The 22605-nt window shown below is 62.9% G+C and carries 20 protein-coding genes; 17 read left to right on the top strand and 3 right to left on the bottom strand.

Going from position 1 to position 22605, the window contains the following annotated elements; genetic code table 11:
• Positions 1-985 (bottom strand): retention module-containing protein (locus AACY45_RS24925; RefSeq protein ID WP_339548009.1); only part of this gene is annotated, 985 nt, incomplete at its 3' end.
• A 357-nt stretch (positions 986-1342) separates the two neighbouring features.
• Between AACY45_RS24925 and AACY45_RS24920 the strand changes: the two genes are divergently transcribed.
• The 8 genes from AACY45_RS24920 to AACY45_RS24885 all read left to right on the top strand — a co-directional run bounded on the left by AACY45_RS24920 (position 1343) and on the right by AACY45_RS24885 (position 12353).
• Positions 1343-2695, top strand: a complete 1353-nt coding sequence (locus AACY45_RS24920) for a TolC family outer membrane protein (RefSeq protein ID WP_339548007.1) — start codon at positions 1343-1345, stop codon at positions 2693-2695.
• Positions 2696-2735: 40 nt separating this feature from the next.
• Entirely contained in the window at positions 2736-4892 is a 2157-nt protein-coding gene (locus AACY45_RS24915) for a type I secretion system permease/ATPase (protein ID WP_339548005.1), read from the top strand.
• The gene (locus AACY45_RS24910) at positions 4882-6249 is read left to right on the top strand and encodes an HlyD family type I secretion periplasmic adaptor subunit (protein ID WP_339548003.1); all 1368 of its coding nucleotides are present in this window, start codon (positions 4882-4884) and stop codon (positions 6247-6249) included. Before AACY45_RS24915 ends, AACY45_RS24910 begins: the two co-directional genes overlap by 11 nt.
• 256 nt (positions 6250-6505) lie before the next feature.
• Positions 6506-7156: a TonB family protein gene (locus AACY45_RS24905; RefSeq protein ID WP_339548001.1), complete on the top strand. Its 651-nt coding sequence runs from the start codon at positions 6506-6508 to the stop codon at positions 7154-7156.
• Between the two features lie 55 nt (positions 7157-7211).
• The gene (locus AACY45_RS24900; RefSeq protein WP_339547999.1) at positions 7212-8141 is read left to right on the top strand and encodes a LysR family transcriptional regulator; all 930 of its coding nucleotides are present in this window, start codon (positions 7212-7214) and stop codon (positions 8139-8141) included.
• Positions 8142-8246: 105 nt separating this feature from the next.
• Positions 8247-9785: an MFS transporter gene (locus AACY45_RS24895; RefSeq protein ID WP_339547997.1), complete on the top strand. Its 1539-nt coding sequence runs from the start codon at positions 8247-8249 to the stop codon at positions 9783-9785.
• Positions 9786-9810: 25 nt separating this feature from the next.
• Complete coding sequence (locus AACY45_RS24890; RefSeq protein ID WP_339547995.1) at positions 9811-10881, top strand: HlyD family secretion protein; 1071 nt, start codon at positions 9811-9813, stop codon at positions 10879-10881.
• Positions 10878-12353, top strand: coding sequence for an efflux transporter outer membrane subunit (locus tag AACY45_RS24885; protein WP_339547993.1), 1476 nt, complete (start codon positions 10878-10880; stop codon positions 12351-12353). Before AACY45_RS24890 ends, AACY45_RS24885 begins: the two co-directional genes overlap by 4 nt.
• A gap of 15 nt (positions 12354-12368) precedes the next feature.
• Here the strand turns inward: AACY45_RS24885 and AACY45_RS24880 are convergent, their stop codons facing one another.
• Both AACY45_RS24880 and AACY45_RS24875 read right to left on the bottom strand, forming a co-directional pair.
• The gene (locus tag AACY45_RS24880; protein WP_339547991.1) at positions 12369-13127 is read right to left on the bottom strand and encodes a slipin family protein; all 759 of its coding nucleotides are present in this window, start codon (positions 13125-13127) and stop codon (positions 12369-12371) included.
• Positions 13128-13129: 2 nt separating this feature from the next.
• On the bottom strand, positions 13130-13687 hold the full coding sequence (locus tag AACY45_RS24875) for an NfeD family protein (RefSeq protein WP_339547989.1): 558 nt from the start codon (positions 13685-13687) through the stop codon (positions 13130-13132).
• A gap of 190 nt (positions 13688-13877) precedes the next feature.
• Here AACY45_RS24875 and AACY45_RS24870 point away from each other — a divergent pair, with 190 nt between their 5' ends.
• The 9 genes from AACY45_RS24870 to AACY45_RS24830 all read left to right on the top strand — a co-directional run bounded on the left by AACY45_RS24870 (position 13878) and on the right by AACY45_RS24830 (position 22384).
• Positions 13878-14339: an aminoacyl-tRNA deacylase gene (locus AACY45_RS24870; RefSeq protein WP_339547987.1), complete on the top strand. Its 462-nt coding sequence runs from the start codon at positions 13878-13880 to the stop codon at positions 14337-14339.
• 23 nt (positions 14340-14362) lie between these two features.
• Positions 14363-14608 carry a DUF2789 domain-containing protein gene (locus tag AACY45_RS24865; protein ID WP_339547986.1) on the top strand — a complete coding sequence of 82 codons (246 nt, stop codon included), beginning with the start codon at positions 14363-14365 and terminating at the stop codon, positions 14606-14608.
• A gap of 302 nt (positions 14609-14910) precedes the next feature.
• Complete coding sequence (locus AACY45_RS24860; RefSeq protein WP_339547985.1) at positions 14911-15339, top strand: MarR family winged helix-turn-helix transcriptional regulator; 429 nt, start codon at positions 14911-14913, stop codon at positions 15337-15339.
• Positions 15336-17417, top strand: coding sequence for an FUSC family protein (locus AACY45_RS24855; protein WP_339547983.1), 2082 nt, complete (start codon positions 15336-15338; stop codon positions 17415-17417). The genes AACY45_RS24860 and AACY45_RS24855 overlap by 4 nt, the downstream gene beginning before the upstream one ends.
• The gene (locus tag AACY45_RS24850; RefSeq protein ID WP_093426042.1) at positions 17414-17623 is read left to right on the top strand and encodes a DUF1656 domain-containing protein; all 210 of its coding nucleotides are present in this window, start codon (positions 17414-17416) and stop codon (positions 17621-17623) included. Before AACY45_RS24855 ends, AACY45_RS24850 begins: the two co-directional genes overlap by 4 nt.
• A complete protein-coding gene (locus AACY45_RS24845) occupies positions 17620-18510 on the top strand; it encodes an HlyD family secretion protein (RefSeq protein ID WP_339547979.1) in 891 nt (296 codons plus the stop codon). The genes AACY45_RS24850 and AACY45_RS24845 overlap by 4 nt, the downstream gene beginning before the upstream one ends.
• Complete coding sequence (locus tag AACY45_RS24840; protein WP_339547978.1) at positions 18507-19955, top strand: TolC family protein; 1449 nt, start codon at positions 18507-18509, stop codon at positions 19953-19955. Before AACY45_RS24845 ends, AACY45_RS24840 begins: the two co-directional genes overlap by 4 nt.
• A gap of 83 nt (positions 19956-20038) precedes the next feature.
• Positions 20039-20674 (top strand): NADH:ubiquinone oxidoreductase subunit N, encoded by a 636-nt coding sequence (locus tag AACY45_RS24835; RefSeq protein ID WP_339547977.1) that lies wholly within the window; start codon positions 20039-20041, stop codon positions 20672-20674.
• A 198-nt stretch (positions 20675-20872) separates the two neighbouring features.
• Positions 20873-22384 (top strand): YdgA family protein, encoded by a 1512-nt coding sequence (locus tag AACY45_RS24830; protein WP_339547975.1) that lies wholly within the window; start codon positions 20873-20875, stop codon positions 22382-22384.
• The last annotated feature ends 221 nt before the right edge of the window (positions 22385-22605 follow it).

Genomic DNA, 22605 nt, shown 5'->3' with positions numbered 1-22605 from the left:
CGACCACCACGGTACCGGTGGATTTACCGGCTTCGATGGTGATGACCGAGCCATTGCTCAAGGTCACGGTCACCGGCGTCTGTGCCGGGTTGGTCAAGGTCGCGGTGTAGGTGATCTGGCCGCCTTCAGTGATTGTCGGTTCCGCGGTCAGTGTGGCCGTGGTCGTGTCGATGGTGTCGGTGACCTGGGTGACGGCAGGCGTCGGGTCGACGGTCAGTACCAGGCCGCCGCCACCGGTGGTGCCGGTCACGGTGACGGTAATCTGCGACGGGTCGGTGTAGACGCTGTCGTTCGGGTCCAGGGGAACGTTGATGCTGCCAGTGACCTGGCCAGCAGGGATGACAATGATCGCGCCATTGGACAGGGTAATGGTCAGGTCGCTCAGGGGCGCCTGGGTCACGTTCGCGGTGTAGACCAGTACGCCGCCCGCTTCGGTGATGGTCGGCGTGGCGCTCAGGGTCAGGGTCGAGCCACGCAGCAGATTGTCGTTACTGCGGTTGTCCTGGCCGCCGGTGGTGTCTTCCACGGCGGTGAAGGCTGAATTGATGCCAGCCGTCGGAAAACCAATGGTCGGATCAACCCGGCCAGCGGTGGCATCCAGCATCACAAAGCTGTGGCCACCCCCAGCGGCGCCCCCGGTACCTGCGGCGCTTTGGCCGGCTGCGGTGGCTTCCAGTTCGGTGGTCGGGTCGGCGCCCGCGACGATGGCTTGCTGCAGTTCTTCTACCGACGGTGCGGCCTGCGCGGTGGCTTGTGCCAGATCGGTACTGGAGTCCGGAGCGCTGCCGCTCCATTGGCTGTCGCGGCCCAGGTCCAGCAGGCGGCCGTCAGCCAGCTCCAGGGTCACGGCGCCCGCCGGGCCTGTATCCAGCTGGTCGCCTATGAACAGTCGATCACCTTCAACCAAAATGCGTCGGATGCCCTCTGGGGACACCGCGAAAACTTGACCGACAATGCTTTTGACGATGGCAACAACACTGCTCATTAAGGACTCTCCGGTGTTCCGTTCAGTAGGCTTTCCATAGACCTGAAAGGGCGTTTTGCCGATTCAGCCTGGACGTACATAAAAATAAAAGACGTACAAATGACGCGCTTTTTAGTCAATAATTTGGCTATAACTTTTCGCAATTAACTTAATGCCAAACTATTGACCTTCTTCAGGGCATCCTAAACAATTGGCCCGGTAATGTCACATTGATATTTACGCGGCGACCTGTCCTGCAGCGTGTGATCCAGTTCCTGTTTCGAGCTATCTGACATACGGCCATTCCGGTTGCCATTTTCCGCCGCAGCATCTGCTTTTGCTGTGATTTGAGACATGAAGTCCTGGGAAATCTTTTTTATGCTTTCGCACCTGTTCAAGGCTCTACCGTTTGCTCTCGCCGCCAGTTTTGTAAACGCCCAAACCCTGCCTCAAGCCATGCAACAGGCTCTGGATGTCCACCCGGAAATTCAGGCCGGTGTGAACAACCGCCTGGCCGCTGATTATCAACTCAGAGCAGCAGAAGGTGGATACCTGCCTAAGGTCGATCTGCTAGGCGGTTATGGTCGCGAAGGCACTGACAGCCCGAGCACCCGTGCGGGTACTGGCCGCAACGATTGGGAAACCTTGAGCCGAGGCGAGTCGAGTTTGCGCCTGCAACAAATGGTTTTTGACGGTTTTGCGACGTCCAGCGAAGTCGGGCGTCAACAAGCCACCGTCAATTCCCGTGCCTATTCCTTGCTGGGGACCTCCGAGCGCACCGCGCTGACCGTGGCCCAGGTTTACCTCGATGTGTTGACCCGTCGCGAGTTCGTGCAACTGGCCGAAGACAACCTGCGCAATCACGAGCGCATCTTCGATCAGATCAAACTGCGCACCGAGCGCGGTGTTGGCCGTACCGCCGACCGTGACCAGGCAGAGGCGCGCCTGGCCCAGGCCCGCAACAACCTGATCACCGAGCAGACCAACCTGGCCGATGCCCAGACCAATTACCTGAGCTCCGTGGGCCAGCTGCCGGACCAACTGGAGCGTCCTGCGCCGTTCCTGGCAATGCTGCCAGCCGACCTTAATGAAGCGCGCCAGCAGATGCTGGACAACAGCCCTATCCTGCGTTCCGCGGAATCGGACATCGTTGCCGCCGAGAAGCAGTACGACACCGCCAAGTCGGCGTTCTACCCGCGTTTTGATGCGGAGCTGGGCCGCAGCGCCGACAACGACCTGGACGGCCAGAACGGTCACAGCAATGAATGGCAGGCAATGTTGCGCATGCGCTTCAACCTGTATGCCGGCGGCAGCAACAAGGCTGACCTGGAATCCAAGGCCTACCAGTCCAACCAGGCACTGGATATCCGCAACAATGCCCTGCGGGTGCTGAACGAGGAGCTGGGCCTGGCCTGGAACGCCTTGAACAACGCCAATGCCCAGGTGCCGATTGCCCAGAAGTATGTCGACTACAGCACCAGCGTGCGCAGTGCCTACCAGCAGCAGTTCAGTCTTGGCGAGCGGACCCTGCTCGACCTGCTCGACAGTGAGAACGAATTGTTCAGCGCTTCCCGCCGCCTGGCGGAAATCAAGAACATTCAGTTATTTACTCAGTATCGAATCAAGGCGACCATGGGCGAGTTGCTCAAGAGCCAGGGAGTGGTCGCACCAATGGCCTCCGTCGTGCAGAACGACGTGAAGCCAAAAGTCCAGCTACCTGGCATGAATTGAGCTTTATTTAATGTTCAATTGATAGCCAAGAGTACCGAGCGTGGAATCAGAAGCCAGTCGAGTTCATCTCAGTCATGATCCACGCGCGATGCACGATGATCCGTTGCTCGACGGATTATTGGCGCTATGCGCCTTGCACCAGAAACCCGCCAGCGCAGCCATGCTGACCACCGGGTTGCCATTGCCCAAGCAGCGCCTGAGTGTCGATCTGCTGCCCCGTGCCGCGGCGCGTGCCGGCCTGCAAGGGCGGGTACTGCAACGCAAGCTGGACAAGATCCCCGCGATTGCCATGCCGGCGCTGTTGCTGCTCAAGGATGACCGCAGTGCGGTCCTCCTGGGCTGGCAGGGCGAGGACCAGGCACGCTTGCTGCTCAGCGAAAGCGATGGCGGCGAAGTACTGGTCAGCCGCGAAATGCTCGCGGACGATTACACCGGGCAGGCGTTCTTCGCCCAGCCCCAGCATAAATTCGACGTGAACCACGGCACCCTGATCCCGCGTGCCCGCTCCTGGTTCCGCGACACCCTCAAGCGATCGCGCTGGCTGTACGCCGACGCCATCGCCGCCAGTTTCCTGATCAACATCATCGCCATGGCCGCGCCGCTGTTCGTGATGAACGTCTACGACCGTGTCGTGCCCAACCAGGCTGAAGCCACCCTGTGGGTGCTGGTCATCGGTATCACCGGCGCCTACCTGTTCGACCTGATCCTCAAGAGCCTGCGCAGCCTGTGCCTGGACCTGGCCGGCAAGAAAACCGACCTGATCATCTCCGCCACCCTGTTCGAGCGGATCGTCGGCATGTCCATGAAGTACCGCCCCGCCCGGGTCGGCAGCTTTGCGCAGAACATCCATGAGTTTCAGAGCCTGCGCGACTTCCTCGCCTCGTTGACACTCACCAGCCTGATCGACCTGCCGTTCACCCTCCTGATTTTCCTGGTCATTGCCTTGCTGGGTGGGCATCTGGTGTGGATTCCGATGCTGGCCTTCCCGATCGCCCTGTTGATCGGCTATGTCTTGCAGAAGCCGTTGCAGGCGACCATGGAACGCACCATGGCCCTGGGCGCAGAGCGCCAGTCGAGCCTGATCGAAACGCTGGCCGGCCTGGATGCGGTCAAGGTCAACAACGCCGAGAGCGAACGCCAGTATCAGTGGGAGCAGACCATCGGCACCCTCAGCCGCCTGGAACTGCGGGTAAAAATGCTCTCCGGGTTGTCGATCAACATCACCTTGCTGATCCAGCAACTGGCCGGGGTGATCATGATTGCCTTCGGTGTGTACCAGATCATCGCCGGCAACCTGAGCATGGGCGGCCTGATCGCGTGCTACATGCTCAGTGGCCGGGCACTTAGCCCGCTGGCCTCGCTGTCCGGCCTGCTGACCCGCTATCAACAGGCGAAGGTCACCATGGGGTCGGTCGACCACATGATGGAGCTGCCACAAGAGCGCAACTTCGAAGAGCGCCCGCTGAGCCGCCGGGTGGTGCAGGGCGCCATCGAATGCCGCCAGTTGAACTTCACCTACCCGGGGCAACAGAACCCGGCGTTGAAGAACATCAACCTGGTGATCAAGCCGGGCGAGAAAATCGGCATCATCGGCCGCAGCGGCTCGGGCAAAAGCTCCCTGGCCAAGCTGCTGGTCGGTCTGTACCAGCCGGGTGACGGCGCCTTGCTGGTCGATGGCGTGGACATCCGCCAGATCGACGTCAGCGAGCTGCGCCACAACATCGGCTACGTGCCGCAGGACATCCAACTGCTGGCCGGGACCCTGCGCGACAACCTGGTCTCCGGTGCCCGCTACGTGGAAGACGAGATGGTGCTGCAGGCGGCCGAACTGGCGGGCGTGCACGAATTTGCCCGTCTGCACCCGCAAGGTTACGAGCTGCAAGTGGGCGAGCGTGGGCAAAACCTTTCCGGCGGCCAGCGGCAGAACGTGGCCATGGCCCGTGCGCTGCTGCTCAATCCGCCGATCATGCTGCTCGACGAACCGACCAGCGCCATGGACAACACCGGTGAAGAACGCTTGAAACAACGCCTGCAAGCCGTTATCGAGAACAAGACCGTGTTGCTGGTCACGCACCGGGCCTCACTGTTGTCGCTGGTCGATCGGTTGCTGGTCATCGACCGTGGGCAAATTCTCGCCGATGGTCCAAAAGCCGTGGTCATGGAAGCGTTGAAGAAGGGGCAGATCAGTGTTGCTTAAGTCCGGTATGCGCGACTCGATCCGTCGTTATTTCAAAGGCTCCGACTCACTCGATGGGCAACCCCTGCCCGAGGTCAAGAAGGCGCTGATCGAAGACGCCCCGCGCGTGGTGCGATTGACCATCTGGGGCATCATCGGCTTCTTCGTCTTCATGCTGGTCTGGGCCAATTTTGCGGTGATCGATGAGGTCACCCGTGGCGACGGCAAGGCGATTCCCTCGTCCAAGCTGCAGAAGATCCAGAACCTGGAGGGCGGGATCGTTGCCGAGTTGTTCGTTCGCGAAGGGCAGATCGTCGAAGCCGGCGCGCCGCTGATTCGCCTGGACGACACGCGTTTTGTGTCCAACGTCGGCGAAACCGAAGCCGATCGGCTGTCCATGCTGCTGCGTGTGGAACGCTTGAGCGCCGAGGTCGATGACCGCCCGCTGGCCTTCCCGGAAGACGTGATGAACGCCGTGCCGGTGCAAGCTGCTAGCGAAGAGTCCTTGTACATCAGCCGCCGCCAGCAACTGAACGATGAAATCGGCGGCTTGAAGGAACAACTGATCCAGCGTCAGCAAGAACTGCGCGAGTTCACCTCCAAGCAGGCGCAGTACCGTCAGGCCCTGGGCTTGCAGCGCCAGGAAATCAACATGTCCGAGCCCCTGGTGGCCCAGGGCGCGGTGTCTCCGGTGGAAGTGTTGCGCCTCAAGCGGGCGGAAGTCGAAACCCGTGGCCAACTGGATGCCACCACCCTGGCGATCCCCCGTGCCGAGTCGGCGATCAAGGAAGTACAGCGCAAGATCGACGAAACCCGCGGCAAATTCCGCAGTGAGGCGCTTACCCAGCTCAACGAGGCGCGCACCGACCTGAACAAGGCCCAGGCAACTGGCAAGGCGTTGGAAGACCGCGTCAGCCGCACCCTGGTGACCTCGCCGGTGCGAGGCATCGTCAAGCAATTGCTGGTCAACACCATCGGTGGGGTGATCCAGCCCGGCAGCGACATGGTGGAAATCGTCCCGCTGGACGACACCCTGCTGGTCGAGGCGAAGATTCGCCCGCAAGACATTGCGTTCCTGCACCCGGGCCAGGAAGCCATCGTCAAGTTCACCGCCTATGACTACACCATCTACGGTGGCCTCAAGGCCAAGCTGGAGCAGATCGGTGCCGACACCATCACGGACGAAGACAAGAAAACCACCTACTACATGATCACCCTGCGCACCGACCGCAGCCATTTGGGCACCGATGAAAAGCCGTTGCTGATCATCCCGGGCATGGTGGCTTCGGTGGACATTATCACCGGCAAGAAATCCATCCTCAGCTACCTGCTCAAGCCGATCATCAAGGCCCGGGCCGAGGCGTTGCACGAGCGCTGATCGCCAGGCTTGCGCTTGACTTGTAGGAGCGAGCGCCCGCTTGCGGCTTGCTCGCGATGGACGTCAACGATGACGCGTTAAGCCTGGTGCACCGCGCCGTCCTTGCGTCCTTGCGTCCATCGCGAGCGAGCTCGCTCCTACAATGGGTTTCGATCGCCCACCCCATCCCGTGGGTAAAGATGAGAATGGTTGTCCTTTGCCAAGGAGGTGCGCGACAATCGTTGCCCCTGTTCTGGCGCCTCTAAAAGGACTTTCCATGCGTCTACTCCTGCTCGGTGCAGCCCTGCTGTGCTCGTTCAACGCGGTGGCGGCATTCCCTCCATCCTCAGACACGGCCTACATGCCCAAACCCGAGTACCCGGCGGAACTGGCCAATGTGGTGGGGGATGCGCGGATCAGTCTGAACATTCATAACGACGGTGCTGTCACCGACGTAAAAGTCCTCAGCGCCACCCACGAGGCGTTTGGCGTGGCGGCGAAAGCGGCGGCCGAGCAGTGGCGGTTCCAGCCCTGGAAGGTCACGGCGAACACGCCGGCAGTGGTCGATGCACAGAACACCATGATCTTCTCGCCGGCGCTTACGCCGGATCCGTTCCCCGATGCCCAGAGTGTCATGCACAACATGCTGTTCCAGCCGTGCAGCGCGCTGAACGAGGAGTTGGCGCTGTTTCGCAAGAGCTATCCCAAGCAGCCTTTGAGCAGCGCCCCGACGTTCGCCAAGACCAGTGCGGCGCTGCTGCTCCCGGTATTCGCCAGCGAGCCCGAGTCGCAGGAAGGCATGAAGCTCAACCGTCAGTTGATCGATGCATTGCCGGATATCGTTCGGCGCTGTCAGGAACAGCCGGCAAGGATGTACAGCAGTGTGCTGCCCAAAGACCTGCAAAAGGTCTTTGGCATACCCGGGTAGCAAAGGCTGCTAGCATTGCGTCTGACTCAACTCTGATCAGCCATGAGTGCTTAGCATGCAGCTACCGGACATGAACCTCTTGGTCGCCCTCGATGCCCTGCTCGACGAAGGCAGCGTGGTGGGCGCCGCGCGGCGGATGAACCTGAGCCCGGCGGCCATGAGCCGGACCCTGACCCGGGTTCGTGAAGCGCTCGGCGACCCGATCCTGGTGCGTGCCGGGCGTGGCCTGGTGCCGACACCCAAGGCCCTGGAACTGCGGGCCCAGGTGCGGGATCTGGTCGAGCAGGCGGCACTGCTGTTCCGCTCGGCTGATGAGGTGGACCTCGGCACCCTGCGCCGGCGCTTCAGCGTGCGCGCCAATGATTTTTTCGTGGGGGTCTATGGCGGTCGCCTGATCGATACGCTGAATCACCAGGCGCCCCACTGCGAGTTGCGTTTTGTGCCTGAGGGCGACGGCGACGATGAGGCGCTGCGCGAAGGACGGATCGACCTGATGATCAGCAACACCCGCCCGCGCACCCCGGAAGTGAAGGTACAGAACCTGTTCACCACGCACTTTGTCGGGCTGGTGCGCGAAGGCCATCCGCTGCTGGAGGGTGAGATCAGCGCAGAGCGCTACGCCAGTTTTTCCCACATCAGCATATCCCGGCGGGGTATTGCCCGCGGGCCGATCGATACCGCGCTCAACGCCTTGGGGCTGGAGCGTCGAGTCGCCTTGATCGCGCCGAGCTTCCACGCGGCGATGTTCGTGCTGCCCGATTCCGACCTGATTCTGCCGGTACCCAAGGAAGCCTTGCTCAGCATCTCGCGCCTGGGCTTGCGCCTGCGCTCGTTTACCCTGCCGATCGCGCTGCCGACCCTGATGCTGACCCAGGCCTGGCACCCGCGCTACGACAAGGACCCGGCCCATCGCTGGTTACGCGAAACGGTGAAAGCCAGTTGTGCCGACACCTGGCGGGCAGCCCAGCCCCCACCGGAAACATAATTGCTGCGTCTGATGCACTTATAAGCTGTCGATAAGTCAGTTTTCGTCAGCTTTCGGTGTTTCTAAACTGCTCCGGTGTTTCTGTTATCCGGAGCTGTTCCTGCCATGACTTCCCTCGCTGTTCCTGCCCCGCTCGAGGCGGCCAGCACCCCCAAGGTAGTGGCGCCGCCGACATTCGGGCCGCGCATCATCATCGGCCTGGTTGGCGTGTTGCTGGCCGTGCTGGTCTCGGGCCTGAATGAAATGGTGACCAAGGTCGCCCTCGCCGATATCCGGGGCGCCATGGCGATCGGTTACGACGAGGGCACCTGGCTCGTCGCCAGCTATAGCGCGACCTCCGTGGCGGCGATGGCGTTCGCCCCCTGGTGCTCGGTGACCTTTTCCCTGCGTCGTTTCACCTTGTGTGCCATTGGCCTGTTCACCTTGTTGGGGTTGCTGATCCCCTTCGCCCCCACTTATGAAAGCCTGCTGGTGCTGCGCACCGTGCAAGGCCTGGCCGGTGGTGCGTTGCCGCCGATGTTGATGACCGTCGCCCTGCGGTTCCTGCCGGCCAACGTCAAACTCTACGGCCTGGCCGGTTACGCCCTGACGGCCACCTTCGGCCCCGGCCTGGGCACGCCGCTGGCGGGCCTGTGGACCGAGTATGTGAGCTGGCACTGGACCTTCTGGCAAATCATCGTGCCGAGCCTGCTGGCGATGGCGGCGGTGGCCTATGGTCTGCCGCAGGACCCGCTGCGCCTGGAGCGCTTCAAGCAGTTCAACTGGCGTGGCCTGCTGCTGGGTTTTCCGGCCATCTGCATGCTGGTGATCGGCATCCTGCAAGGCAATCGCCTGGACTGGTTCGAGTCGAGCCTGATCTGCTGGTTGTTGGGGGCGGGCGTGGTGTTGCTGGTGCTGTTCCTGGTTAACGAATGGTCGCAGCCGGTGCCGTTTTTCAAGTTGCAGATGCTCGGCATCCGTAACCTGAGTTTTTCCTTGCTGACCCTTGCCGGGGTGTTGGTGGTGCTGCTGGCGGTGATCATCATCCCCTCCAGCTACCTGGCACAGGTGCAGGGCTACCGGCCGATCCAGACCGCCCCGGTGATGCTGCTGATGGCCGCCCCGCAACTGATCGCACTGCCCTTGGTCGCGGCGCTGTGCAACCAGCGCTGGGTCGACTGCCGCTGGGTGCTGGGCATCGGCCTGGGCATGCTGGCGCTGTCCTGCATCGGCGGTTCGCAGTTGACCTCGGTGTGGATCCGCGACGATTTCTACCTGCTGCAATTGCTGCAGATCTTCGGCCAGCCGATGTCGGTGCTGCCGTTGCTGATGCTAGCGACCGGCAGTATCAGCCCGATGGAGGGCCCTTTCGCCTCGGCCTGGTTCAACACCGTCAAAGGCCTCTCGGCGGTGCTCGCCACCGGCTTGCTGGAAACCCTGACCACGGTGCGCCTGCATTTTCACTCGACGATGCTGGTGGACCGCCTCGGCAACTCACCCCTGGTCGATGGCGATAGCGCCAGCCTGGCGCGACGCCTGCACCAGCAAGCCGTGGTGTTGACCTCCTCGGACTTGTACCTGTGCATGGCCGGGATCGCGCTGGCGCTGATCCTGCTGATTTTCTGGCTGCCGACGCGGATGTATCCGCCGCGCGCGCCGACTTGAATGTTGACTGAAACAGAAGGTTTTTATGACGATCTCTAGCAAGCAAAAACTCATTGGCGCAAGCGCCGCGGTGTTGGCAGTGGGCGTACTGGTTTACCTGCTGGCCCCTGGGGTGTTCGGCAAGAAGCCGCAGCAGAGCACCAACGACGCGTTTGTCAGTGCCGACTTCACCCTGGTGGCACCGCGCGTCGCCGGATTCATCAAGGAGGTGCTGGTCGAAGACAACCAGCGAGTCCAGGCCGGGCAATTGCTCGCGCTGATCGATGACCGCGACTTTCGCGCCGCCGCGCAAGCCGCCGATGCCGATACGCTGGTGGCCAGGGCGCAACTGCAAAACGCCCGGGCAACCCTCGAGCGCCAGGCGTCGGTGATCGCCCAGGCCCAGGCCACGGTGGTGGCCGCCAAGGCGGAACAGGCCTTCGCCGAACATGAACTGAATCGCTACAACCACCTGGCGGGTGTCGGGGCCGGTACGGTGCAGAACGCCCAGCAGGCACGTACCCGCATCGACCAGGCAGGCGCCCGCCTGGCCAACGCCACGGCGGCACTGGCGGCGGAGCGCAAGCAGGTGGAGATCCTCACGGCCCAGCGCGACGCCGCTGAAGGCAGCCTCAAGCGGGCGCAGGCGGCCCTGGAAATGGCCAGCTTCCAGCTGTCCTACACGCGCATCGTCGCCCCCGTGGACGGCATGGTCGGCGAACGCGCGGTGCGGGTTGGCGCCTACGTCACCCCGGGCAGCAAGATCCTCGCCGTGGTGCCACTGGCGCAGGCCTATGTGCTGGGCAACTTCCAGGAAACCCAATTGACCGATGTGCAGCCGGGGCAGGACGTCGTGGTCCACGTCGACAGCCTGGGCGGCGAAACCCTGACCGGCCGGGTCGAGAGCATTGCCCCGGCCACTGGGGTGACCTTTGCGGCCGTCAAGCCGGACAACGCCACCGGTAACTTCACCAAGGTGGTGCAGCGCATTCCGGTGAAAATCATCCTCGACCCGGGCCAGCCCCTGGCCCAGCGGTTGCGCGTCGGGATGTCGGTGGAGGCCAGCATTGACACCACAAGCTCGCAAACCAGCGTGCGCGAGGTGACGCAGCGATGAGCCATGGCATTCCCCACAAACACCTGTTACTCGCCCTTGGCTTGCTGTCATTGAGCGCTTGCACCCTGGGCCCGGATTTTGTCCGGCCGCAGGCACCCCAGGTCAAGCAGTGGTTGAAAGCGCAACAGGCGGCGGCCAGCGAGGCGGTGAGCAGCGAAATGGATGAGCGCTGGTGGGAGGTGTTTGCTGACCCACAACTGTCCGCCCTCAGTCGCCGCGCACTGACCGACAACCTTGACCTGCAGCTGGCCAGCAGTCGCCTGCAACAAAGCCTGGCGGTGCGGCAGGTGGTCACGGCCGAGCAGTACCCCAGCACCGCTGCCACGGGCAGTTATGCCCGTAAACGCAACAGCGGCGAAGGGCTGAGCGACCCGTCCGGGCATAACGGCCACTCAGCGTTCAGTGTGTGGGAGGCGGGTTTCTCTGCTTCCTGGGAGCTGGACTTCTGGGGCCGCGTGCGGCGGCAGACCGAAGCCGCCGACGCCACCCTGGAAGTGGCGCAAAACGATCGCCGCGGCGTACTGCTCTCGGTGCTGGCGCAAACCGCCCAGGACTACATCCAGTTGCGTGGCGTGCAGAGCACCCGCGCGGTCACCGAGCAAAACCTCGAGGTGGCCCGGCATAGCTTGAAGTTGTCGCAACTGCGCCTGGCCGACGGCGTGGCCACCGACCTGGACGTGGCTGAAGCGGCCGCCCAGGTGGCGGCCATCGAAGCGCGCCTGCCGGCGTTGCAACAGCGCCAGGCGCAGTTGATCAACGCCTTGAGCCTGTTGCTGGGTGAGCGGCCGCAAGCCCTGCAGGCCGAGCTGGCGCACGACGGCCCGGTGCCGCAGACCCCGCGCCAGGTGGCGATCGGCTTGCCGTCGCAACTGGCCGAGCGTCGCCCCGACATCCGCCAGGCCGAGGCCCGCCTGCACGCCGCCACGGCCAGCATCGGTGTGGCCAAGGGCGATTTTTACCCGCGCATCACCCTGTCCGGCAACTTCGGCTCCCAGGCCATGCAATTGAGCGATTTCGGCTCCTGGGGCTCGCGCCAGTTTGGCATCGGGCCGCAGTTCAGCGTGCCGCTGTTCGACGGCGGTCGCCTGCGCGGCATGCTTGAGTTGCGCGAGGCACAGCAACAGGAAGCGGCACTGGCCTACCAGCAAACCGTGCTGCGCGCCTGGCATGAAATCGACGACCAGTTGACCCGCTACAACGCCAGCCAACTGCGCCGCGACAGCCTCGCCGAAGCGGTGCGGCAGAACCAGATCGCCCTGCGCACCGCGCAACAGCAGTACGTCGAAGGGGTGGTGGATTTCGTCAACGTCCTGACCGTGCAAGGCGAACTGCTGGCGACCCAGGAACAACTGGTGGACAGCGCCACCAGCGTGTCACTGGCCATGGTCGGGCTGTACAAGGCGCTGGGCGGTGGATGGCAGTCGGTGTATCCGCTGGCGCAGGTCGAGGCTGCCGGCCACGGGCGTGGCTGAGTCAAAACGGGTGACTCAGTCCTTGGGGGACAAGTCCGCCATGCCCTTGAGCAACTCGATCGGCAGCGGAAAGACAATGGTTGAACTCTTGTCCCCGGCAATCGAACTCAGGGTCTGCATGTAGCGCAATTGCATGGCACCTGGCTGGCGACCGAGCATTTCGGCGGCCTGCATGAGTTTTTCCGAGGCTTGCAGTTCGCCTTCGGCGTGGATCACCTTGGCCCGGCGCTCCCGCTCGGCTTCGGCTTGCTTGGCGATGGCGCGGATCATCGATTCGTTGAGGTCGACGTGCTTGATCTCGACATTGGCCACCTTGACGCCCCAGGCATCGGTTTGCGCGTCCAGCACCTGCTGGATATCGACGTTCAAGCGCTCGCGTTCGGCCAGCAACTCGTCCAGCTCATGTTTGCCCAGCACCGCGCGCAGGGTGGTCTGGGCCAATTGGCTGGTGGCCATGAGGAAGTCTTCGACCTGGATAATGGCTTTCTGTGGGTCGAGCACACGAAAGTACAGCACCGCATTGACCTTCACCGAGACGTTGTCGCGAGTGATCACGTCTTGCGCCGGTACATCGAGCACCACGGTGCGCAGGTCCACGCGAACCATCTGCTGGACCACCGGAATCAGCAGGATCAGCCCCGGCCCCTTGACCTGCCAGAAGCGTCCGAGCTGGAACACCACCCCACGTTCGTATTCACGCAGGATGCGAAAAGTCGACCCCGCCAATGCAATCAGCAGCACCAGCAGCGCGGCAAAACCCAGTTGCAGGCCCATGGTCATTCTCCCTGTGGCGCCGCGTCAGTTGCGGCCACTTCCAGCGTCAGCCCCTTGCGCGCCACCACTTGCACCCGTTGCCCCGGTTGCAGTGGTGTCGTGCTGCGCACCTGCCAGCGCTCGCCCTGCAGATGGACCCAGCCGTGGTAGACGCTGCCGGGTTGCAGGGCAATCACCGGGGTGATGCTGCCAAACAGTTCGGTATCGCCGCTGACCGTGTGCCGCGGTCGGGTTTTCAGGGCGTGGATCAGCAAGGCCAGCAACAGCAGGGCGCTGATCAGTGCCAGGCCGATGATCAGCGGCGTCGGCACCTCGTTGTTGCCCAGCATCACCGCACCGATCACGAACATCAGGATGCCGCCCAGGCCGATCACGCCGTAATTGGGCAGCAGGGCTTCGGCCACCAGAAAGGCGATGCCAACTATCATCAACCAGACCGCGAACGGGTTGGTGGCCAGCACCATGACCGCGTCCGCCGCGAACACAGAACTGCTCACGCCCGCCACCCCAACCACCGCACACCAACCACCGATGTTCACTTGACCCTCCGGGAGAGCCATCCGTCCGCGAGCCTCACGCAGGCCCTGTCTACAGTCTAGTTGAGCCTCGGGTTGAACGAAATCTGAGCAGTGCAGGTCGACTGCTCCAGTGGGCAGATTTTCCTTCGCTACTTGGCAGCCGACCTAGACTTTGAAGTGAGAACAGAAGGTTTAACCATGGTCCGCCAGACTGCGGACACCGAGGTGCATCATGCGTATGGCAAGAACCCTACAGCGCAGCCTGGAAGAGGCGCACTGTGAATTTGACGTAGTGTCTCACCCGCATTCGGCCAGCAGCCTGGAAACCGCCCGGGTCTCGGGCATTCCAGCCGAGCGCGTGGCCAAGTCAGTGATCCTTGACGACCGCCACGGGCACTACCTGATGGCGGTATTGCCGGCCAGCCGGCACCTGGACCTGAGCAAAGTGCGCGGCAGTGGCGAATGGCAGGTCACCCGCGAAAGCACCCTGGCCCACCTGTTCAATGACTGTGAGCGTGGCGCCGTGCCGGCCCTGGGCGAGTCTTATGGCCTGGCCATGGTCATCGACCCCTTGTTGACTCGTCAGAAAGAGATCTACGTTGAAGCCGGCAACCACAACAACCTGCTGCACATGAGCATGGAGCAGTACCTGAAAATGGTGCCCCATGCCGAAGTTTGCGAGCTCAGCCATTAACCCCCTTCACCAGGAGAGTCCCCATGGAAGCACCGACCCACAGCCTGCCCAGCTTGTTCAAGCAACTTGGCCTGGAGAATGACGCCGAGAGCATCGACAAATTCATTGCCAGCCATTCCCCCCTCAAACCCAGACTGCACCTGGCCGACGCCTATTTCTGGAGCGAAAGCCAGGCGCAGTTCCTGCGTGAAGAAATTCGCGACGACGCCGATTGGGCAGAGGTGGTCGACCAGTTGAGCGTGCTGCTGCACAAGGGCCGCGGGGCATAACCCTGTAGCAGCTGCCGAGCCCGCGAGGCTGCGTCCGACTGCGAAGCAGTCGCAGAAGTCGACTAAGGTGTACCTACCCATAAAGTGCGCGAGGACGTTGTCCTCGGACGCAGCCTCGCGGAGCTCGGCAGCTGCTACAGGCTAACGCGAGGGTGAAGGTGAGCGCCGGAGGAGTGAATTTCGCTGCTCATCAGCAAATTGTTTCAAAACTTGACTGAATTTCCTTTCCGATGCGATATTGATAGTTAGCAAACTAACAGTGTGCGAATTCTCCTGTGCCCCAGACCCTCGACGCCCTTCAAATGAACATCAGCAGTGCCATGGTGGTGGCCGCGCGGCATTGGCGCAAAATCTGCCAGACCACGCTGGTTAACGTTGGTATCTCTGAAGCCTGTGCGGTCCCGTTGTTGATGATCGGGCGCCTGGGTGAGGGGGTGCGCCAGGTGACTGTGGCCCAGGCCGCCGGGATGGAGAGTCCTTCACTGGTGCGCCTGCTCGACCAGTTGTGCCAGGCCGGGTATGTCTGCCGGACTGAAGACGCCCACGACCGGCGCGCCAAATGCCTGAGCCTGACCGACTCCGGTCGTGAGCTGGTGCAGGCGGTGGAGGTGGAGTTGGTGCGCCTGCGCCGTGAGGTGCTCGAAGGGATCGATCCGGCGGACCTGGAAACGGCGCTGCGGGTGATTCGCGCGTTCGAGACCGCCGAGCAGGCAGCGGTGACTCCATCTTGAACGGATTTTTTGCTGGCATGCCGCCAGCCCGCGACTGGTTCTATGGGGTACGGACGTTCTCGGCGTCGATGATTGCGCTGTACATCGCCATGCTCATGCAGATGCCGCGGCCGTACTGGGCGATGGCCACGGTCTACATCGTTTCCAGCCCGTTCGTCGGGCCTACCAGCGCCAAGGCCCTGTACCGCGCCATCGGCACCTTTACCGGCGCGGCGGCGGCCTTGCTGTTCGTGCCGATGTTTGTGCAGAGCCCCTATGTGCTGGTGGTGGTGATTGCGTTGTGGACCGGCACCCTGTTGTTCCTCTCCATGCACCTGCGCACCGCCAACAGCTACGCGCTGATGCTCGCCGGTTACACCTTGCCGCTGATCGCCCTGCCGGTGGTGGATAACCCGCTGGCGGTGTGGGATGTGGCAGAAGCGCGCACCGAGGAAATCTTTCTCGGCATTGTCTGCGCGGCGGTGGTGGGCAGCCTGTTCTGGCCCCGGCGCCTGGCCCCGGTATTCGATGACGCGGTGAGCAAGTGGTTCGCCAGCGCCGTGACCTACAGCCAGCGCTTCCTCAGCCGTGAGGTCCAGCCTGGGGAAATCAGCACACTGCAGGCATCGATGGTTGCCACCTTCAACTCCCTGGAGCTGATGATCGGCCAACTGCCCCACGAAGGTGCCCGGCCGCAAACCGTGCGCAACATCAAGGAACTGCGCGGGCGGATGATCCACCTGCTGCCGGTGATCGATGCCCTGGACGATGCGCTGTACGCCTTGCAGCGACGTACCCCGGAGTGGGTCGACAAGTTTGCGCCGATCCTCACCGCATCCCTGCAATGGCTCCAACACAGCGATGCCTCGGTCGAGCGCTGGGAGGCCTTGCGCGCGCAACTCCAGGCCCTGCAACCCAGCGCGCAAGCCCTGGATGATCGCAAGCAACTGCTGTTTTCCAACGCGCTGTACCGCCTGGGCGAGTGGATCGACCTGTGGCAGGACCTGCGCAGCCTGCAATACGCGATTCACACCGACAACCAGGACAACTGGCGGGCGGTCTACCGGCACTGGCGTCTCGGCCGCCTGACACCCTTCCTCGACCGGGGGTTGATGCTGTACTCGGCGACCTCCACCGTGCTGGCGATCATCGTGGCCTCGCTGCTGTGGATCGCGCTGGGCTGGCCCGATGGCGGCAGCGCGGTGATCCTGGCGGCGGTGGCGTGCAGCTTCTTTGCGGCGATGGACGACCCGGCGCCACAGATCTACCGGTTCTTCTTCTGGACCGCCCTGTCGGTGGTGTTTGCCAGCCTCTACCTGTTCCTGATCCTGCCCAACCTGCATGACTTCCCGATGCTGGTGCTGGCGTTCGCCGTGCCCTACATCGTCGTCGGTACCCTGACGGTGCAGCCGGCGTTCTACCTGGGCATGCTGCTGACCATCGTCAACACCTCGTCCTTCATCAGCTTGCAAGGCGTCTACGACGCGGACTTCCTGAGCTTCGTCAATTCCAACCTGGCCGGCCCCATCGGGTTGTTGTTTGCCTTTGTCTGGACCCTGGTGGCGCGGCCATTCGGTTCGGAGCTGGCGGCCAAGCGCCTGACCCGCTTCAGTTGGCACGACATCGTCGGCATGACGGCGCCGGCCAACCTGGCCGAGAGCCGCAAACTGGGGGTGCAGATGCTCGACCGCTTGATGCAGCACCTGCCGCGTCTGGCCATGACCGGCCAGGACACCGGCATCGCCCTGCGCGAAGTGCGGGTGGGGCTCAACCTGCTGGACATCCTGGCCTACGCGCCACGGGTGCTGGGGGTGCCCAATGTGTTGTTGCGCCAGGTGGTGGCCGAGGTCGGCGAGTACTTCAAGGCGTGCCTGAAGGCCGGCGAACGTTTGCCGGCGCCGGCCTCGCTGCAGATGACCATGGACCGCGCCCGGCGTGCGCTCAATGGCCAGGGCCTGCAAGGCGACGATGACACCCGCCTGAACCTGTTGCATGCCCTCAGTGGCTTGCGCCTGGCGCTGTTGCCGGGCGTGGAATTCCTCGGCACGGGGGCGCTGGAAGAAGCGCTACCCCATGGCATTGATGGAGCGCCTTTATGATCGGTGACCTGGACGTCAGCGGGGTGTTCCTGCCCACCCTGCTGGTGCTGATGGGCATTACCTACGTGCTGTACCTGCTGGTGCACGGGGTGCTGACGCGCTTGCACTTTTATCGCCTGGTCTGGCACCGGGCGTTGTTCAACGTGGGCCTCTACGCCTTGCTGCTCGGCGCCGTGGACTCACTCAGTCGATACCTGATGACATGAAAAAACCTTTTTTGACCCTCGGCCGCGTGGTGCTGACCCTGCTGATCGTGACGCTGGCCGTGTTCGTGGTGTGGCGCATGGTGGCGTACTACATGTTCGCCCCATGGACCCGTGACGGCCACATCCGCGCCGACATCGTGCAAATCGCCCCGGACGTTTCCGGGTTGATCCAGCAGGTCGATGTGCGCGACAACCAGCCGGTCAAGCGCGGCCAGGTGTTGTTCGCCATCGACCCGGACCGCTTCAAGCTGGCGCTGCGCCAGGCCAAGGCCGCTGTCGCCGACCGCCAGGAAACCCTGGCCCAGGCCCAGCGCGAAGCCAAGCGCAACCGCGGCCTGGGCAACCTGGTGCCGGGTGAGCAACTGGAAGAAAGCCAGTCGCGCGTGGCCCGTGCCGAGGTGGCGCTGATGGAGGCCCAGGTCGCGGTGGACAGCGCCCAGCTCAACCTCGACCGCTCGGTGATCCGCAGCCCCGTCGACGGCTACGTCAACGACCGCGCACCCCGGGTGCAGGAGTTCGTCACTGCCGGGCGCCCGGTGTTGTCGGTGGTCGACAGCAACTCGTTCCACATCGATGGTTATTTTGAAGAGACCAAGCTGGGCGGCATTCATGTCGGCCAGCGCGTCGACATCCGGGTGATCGGTGACAACGCGCGCCTGCGTGGGCACGTCGAAAGCATCGTCGCCGGGATCGAGGACCGCGACCGCAGCAGCGGCGCCAACCTGCTGCCCAACGTCAACCCGGCGTTCAGTTGGGTGCGGCTGGCCCAGCGCATTCCCGTGCGCATTGCCTTTGACGAGGTGCCGCAGGACTTCCGCATGATCGCCGGGCGTACCGCGACCGTGTCGATCATCGCCGACCAGCCCGCCTGGGAGCCGGCCCAATGAAGGCAGCCGGCGGATTAGTCACAGTGGGCCTGGGCCTGCTGCTGTCGGCCTGCCAGGTGGTCGGCCCGGATTACCAGGTGCCCAAGGACGCGGCGGTGCAGCGTGCGGACTTGCGGGGCAAGCTGCCGATCGATGCTCACAACGTGGTCTCGGCACCGGTGCCGGCGGACTGGTGGCGCCTGTACCAGGACCCGCGCCTGGATCAATTGGTGCAACAGGCCTTGGCCTCCAACACCGATTTGCGGGTGGCGGCGGCCAACCTGTCCCGTGCTCGCACGCAAGTCGAGCAGGCCGAGTCGGCCGGTGGCTGGAGTGCTGGGGTCAAGCTGGGCGCCCAACGCTTGCAGGAGTCCGGGGAAGCCTTCTTGCTGCCGGAAAAAGTCCCGGTGGCCAACGTCGGTGACGTGGCCCTGACCACGTCCTATCAGTTCGATCTGTTCGGCACCTTGCAGCGCGGTATCGAAGCGGCCAAGGCCAATGCCGATGCCACCCAGGCCGCGGCCGATACGGCACGCATCACCGTGGTCGCCGATGTGGTGCGTGCCTACACCCAGGTGTGCGCGGCCAACGAAGAGCGCGAGATCGCCGAGCATTCCCTCGACCTGCAAAGCCAGAACACCCAGTTGATCCAGCGCCTGCGCGATGCCGGGCGCGGCGACGAAACCCAGGTCACCCGCTCGTTGACCCAGTTCAAGTCCTTGCGCGCGGAAATGCCGCGCTATGAAGCGGCGCGCCAGGCGGGCTTGTTCCGCCTGTCGATGCTGCTGGCCAAGCCGGTCGACCAGTTGCCGGCCGGCACTGCCAGTTGCCATGAACTGCCCAGGATCACTCAACTGCTGCCGGTGGGCGATGGTGCCACCCTGCTCAAGCGGCGCCCGGACGTGCGCCAGGCCGAGCGCCGGCTGGCGGCGGCGACCGCGCAAATTGGCGTGGCCACCGGTCAGTTGTACCCGGACATCAGCATCGGGGCGACGGTCGGTACCGTCGGGATCCTCGATCACCTGGGCGAGTCCCAGACCAATCGCTGGGGCTTCGGCCCGTTGCTGACCTGGAGCGTACCGACCAACGGCGCCCGGGCGCGCGTGCATGAGGCCGAGGCCCTGAGCCAGGGCGCGCTGGCGCACTTCGACGGGGTGGTGCTCAACGCCATTCGCGAAACCCAGACCGGCCTCACGCAGTACGCCGCGCTGTTGCAGCGCCGCGATGCCCTGGCCGACGCCGAGCAATCGGCGCAAGTGGCGGCAGACCAGACGCACCGCTTCTTCCAGGCCGGTCGGGCATCATTCCTCGCCGACCTGCAGGCCACCCGCACCTACACCGACGTACGGGCGCAAGTCGCCATGGCCAACACCCAGGTAGCCATGAGCCAGATCGATCTGTTCCTGGCCCTGGGCGGCGGCTGGGAAAGCGGACGAACGCAAGCGGCAAAACCGACGAAACCCTGAGGCCGTTGCTATGCTTTGACATGTCGGATCCGCGCGGGCGGGTCCGGCGATCAAGGCTCGCACAGGTCATGGGGAGTCCAATAATGAAAAACCCTTATGCTCCCGGCTTCTGGTGCGCGATCGCCGCACTGGTGTTGCTGTCTGCTACCTACTTTTATGGCGTCATGCTGGCTCACCAGCTCGACAAAGCCCTGCTCTTTCTCGACAGCGCCAGCGCGATGATTGGCGTGCTGTCGATCGCGGTGGTCGCCTGGGCCTCGCTGCAAGGCCAGCGGATCAAGAAAAAACAACTCCAACAAGGCAAGACCCTGGTGCAGATCTGGGACACCAAGGTGGCGTTGCGCCGGGTCGAAACGGTGTTCGATCGGTATTTCTGGGGCAGCTACTGGCAGCCGGGCCGTACTTTCCAGGAAGTCATGGGCGAGCTGACCGGCACCCCGCTGGAAAAAAGCCTCGAAGCGCTCAAGGTGCAATGCCGGGCCCTCGACCAGCAGGTGACCGGCGAAGGCTGGCACTGGCTGAACAACGCCCGGGAACTCGCTGACGTCGCCACCGCCATGGCCCGCGAACGCTACCAACTGGATGTCTGCGACCCACGTTTCGATTCACCCGACGGCACGGTAATCAATCGCGACTTCGAGGTGCTGGTGTACACCTGGACCGCGCGCCTGAAAAGCTTTGATCATCAGCTCGACGAGATGGAGATGGAATATTCCTGAGGCGCAAGCCGCTCCTGCAACGGTGCGGGCGTGGCCGCGACTTGTCGTGGTCACTGGACACTCTTTTACCCTTATTCATTGGGTTGCCATAGACAGCTAATGCTAATCTGCTGCGCAATTTGAACGAAGTCGCGCCACGGCCTGTCATGGGTTCAGGGAAGACGACCCTTTCAACAACGGACAATGATCAGGTAATTCATGAATAAATCAGCAGGTGTGCTTCTTGGAATCGTAGTGGCCATTGGTGCAATCAGCGCCGGCGGCGCGTGGTACACCGGCACCAAGCTGGAAGGGGTGTTGCAGACGTCCATCGCCGACGCCAACCAGCAGTTGCAAGCGGCCATGGTCGGCTCCAACGGCACCGCGACCCTGGAACTGGTGTCGCTGGATCGCCAGCTGTTCAGCAGCACCGCCCATTACCGCCTCAAGGGCCAGGGCGAGATGTTTGGCGAACACGCCGATGGCGTAGAACTGCTGTTCACCGACCATATCGAACACGGCCCGCTGCCGTTCTCCCGACTGGTATCGCTGAAATGGCTGCCGGTCATGGCCACCAGTCATTACTCCCTGGAAAAAACCCCGCTGACCGCCAAATGGTTCGCCGCCACCAAGGACGTGTCGCCGCTCAAGGGTGTGATCAACCTTGGCTATGACCGTGCCGTCAGCGGCACCCTTGAGTTGTCGCCCGTCGACACCGTACTCGACGACCAGTCGACACTGAAGTTTTCCGGGCTGAACCTTGAGCTCTCGGCCAGCGCCGAGGCGCAGAAGGTCAAGGCCAACGGCTACATGGACAGCCTGACGCTGACCAGCGTCGCCGAGGACCAGTCGCCGGTCAAAGTCGAGCTCAACGGCCTGACCCTGGCCAGCAACCTGACCAAAAGCACTTTCGGCTACTACCTGGGCGATAACACCGTCGAGATCAGCAGCAGCAAAACCACCTTTGGTGACAAGCAGGCGGTGCTGCACCTGAAGAAACTGGAAATGAAGACCGCCACCAGCGAATCCGGGACCAACGCGGCGGGCCGTGCCGATTACAAGATTGCCGAGATCACCCTCAACGACAAGGCGCTCGGCTCGGCCAAAATGGCCTGGAGCATGAAAAACCTCGACATCCCGTCGACACTGTCGCTGGTGCAGATCTACCAAACCAAATTGCAGCCGTACGAAGAGGCCGCCGCCGCAGCCGCTGCAGCAGGGCAACCCGTGCCGGAGCTGGAACTGAGCGACGCCGAGGAAACACAGGTCAAGGCTGACCTGGAAAAACTGCTGGCCGCCCAGCCGCAAATCGCCCTGGAGAACCTCTCGTTCACCACCGCCAACGGTGAAAGCAAGGCCAGCCTGGTGCTCGACCTGACTAAACCGAAGTCGATGGACCAGCCGACCGATCAAATGGTGCGTGAGCTGATTGCCCTGCTGGACTTCAACCTGCAGGTCTCCAAACCGATGATCACGGACCTGGTGAGTGCACAGGCCCTGGCCGACGGCCAGACAGACGCCAAGGCCATTGCCGAGGAAGCCCTGGCCACCGGCGATATGTTCAGCAGCATGGCGGTTGGTACCCAACTGGCGACGTTGGAAGGCAATAACATCGTGTCCAAACTGCACTACGCCAACAACCAGGTGGAGTTCAATGGCCAGAAAATGACCGTCGAACAGTTTGTCGCCTTCGTCATGAGCAAGCTCGGTGCCACGGGCGAAGTTCAGTAAGCCACTGGCACCACCGCCTCACCCAAACGCCCAGCCTGTGCTTACGCCCGGTTGGGCGTTTTGTTTTGTAGGACGATTCTGAAGAAATGTGCGGATTCGTCTTTTACCTACCCTCGCCATGGAAGACTGCATCGCAGGATAGCTTGGCCGTGTCATCAGGCACTGGCCGCCTGATGGTGTTGCCATCAGGGGGACCCATCGCTCCAGCTTTCCTCGTACAG

Source organism: Pseudomonas sp. RA_35y_Pfl2_P32 (assembly GCF_963970735.1).
Classification (GTDB): Bacteria; Pseudomonadota; Gammaproteobacteria; order Pseudomonadales; family Pseudomonadaceae; genus Aquipseudomonas.
The sequence above is the reverse complement of the archived record's forward strand: the minus strand, read 5'-3'. Positions and strand labels throughout refer to the sequence as shown.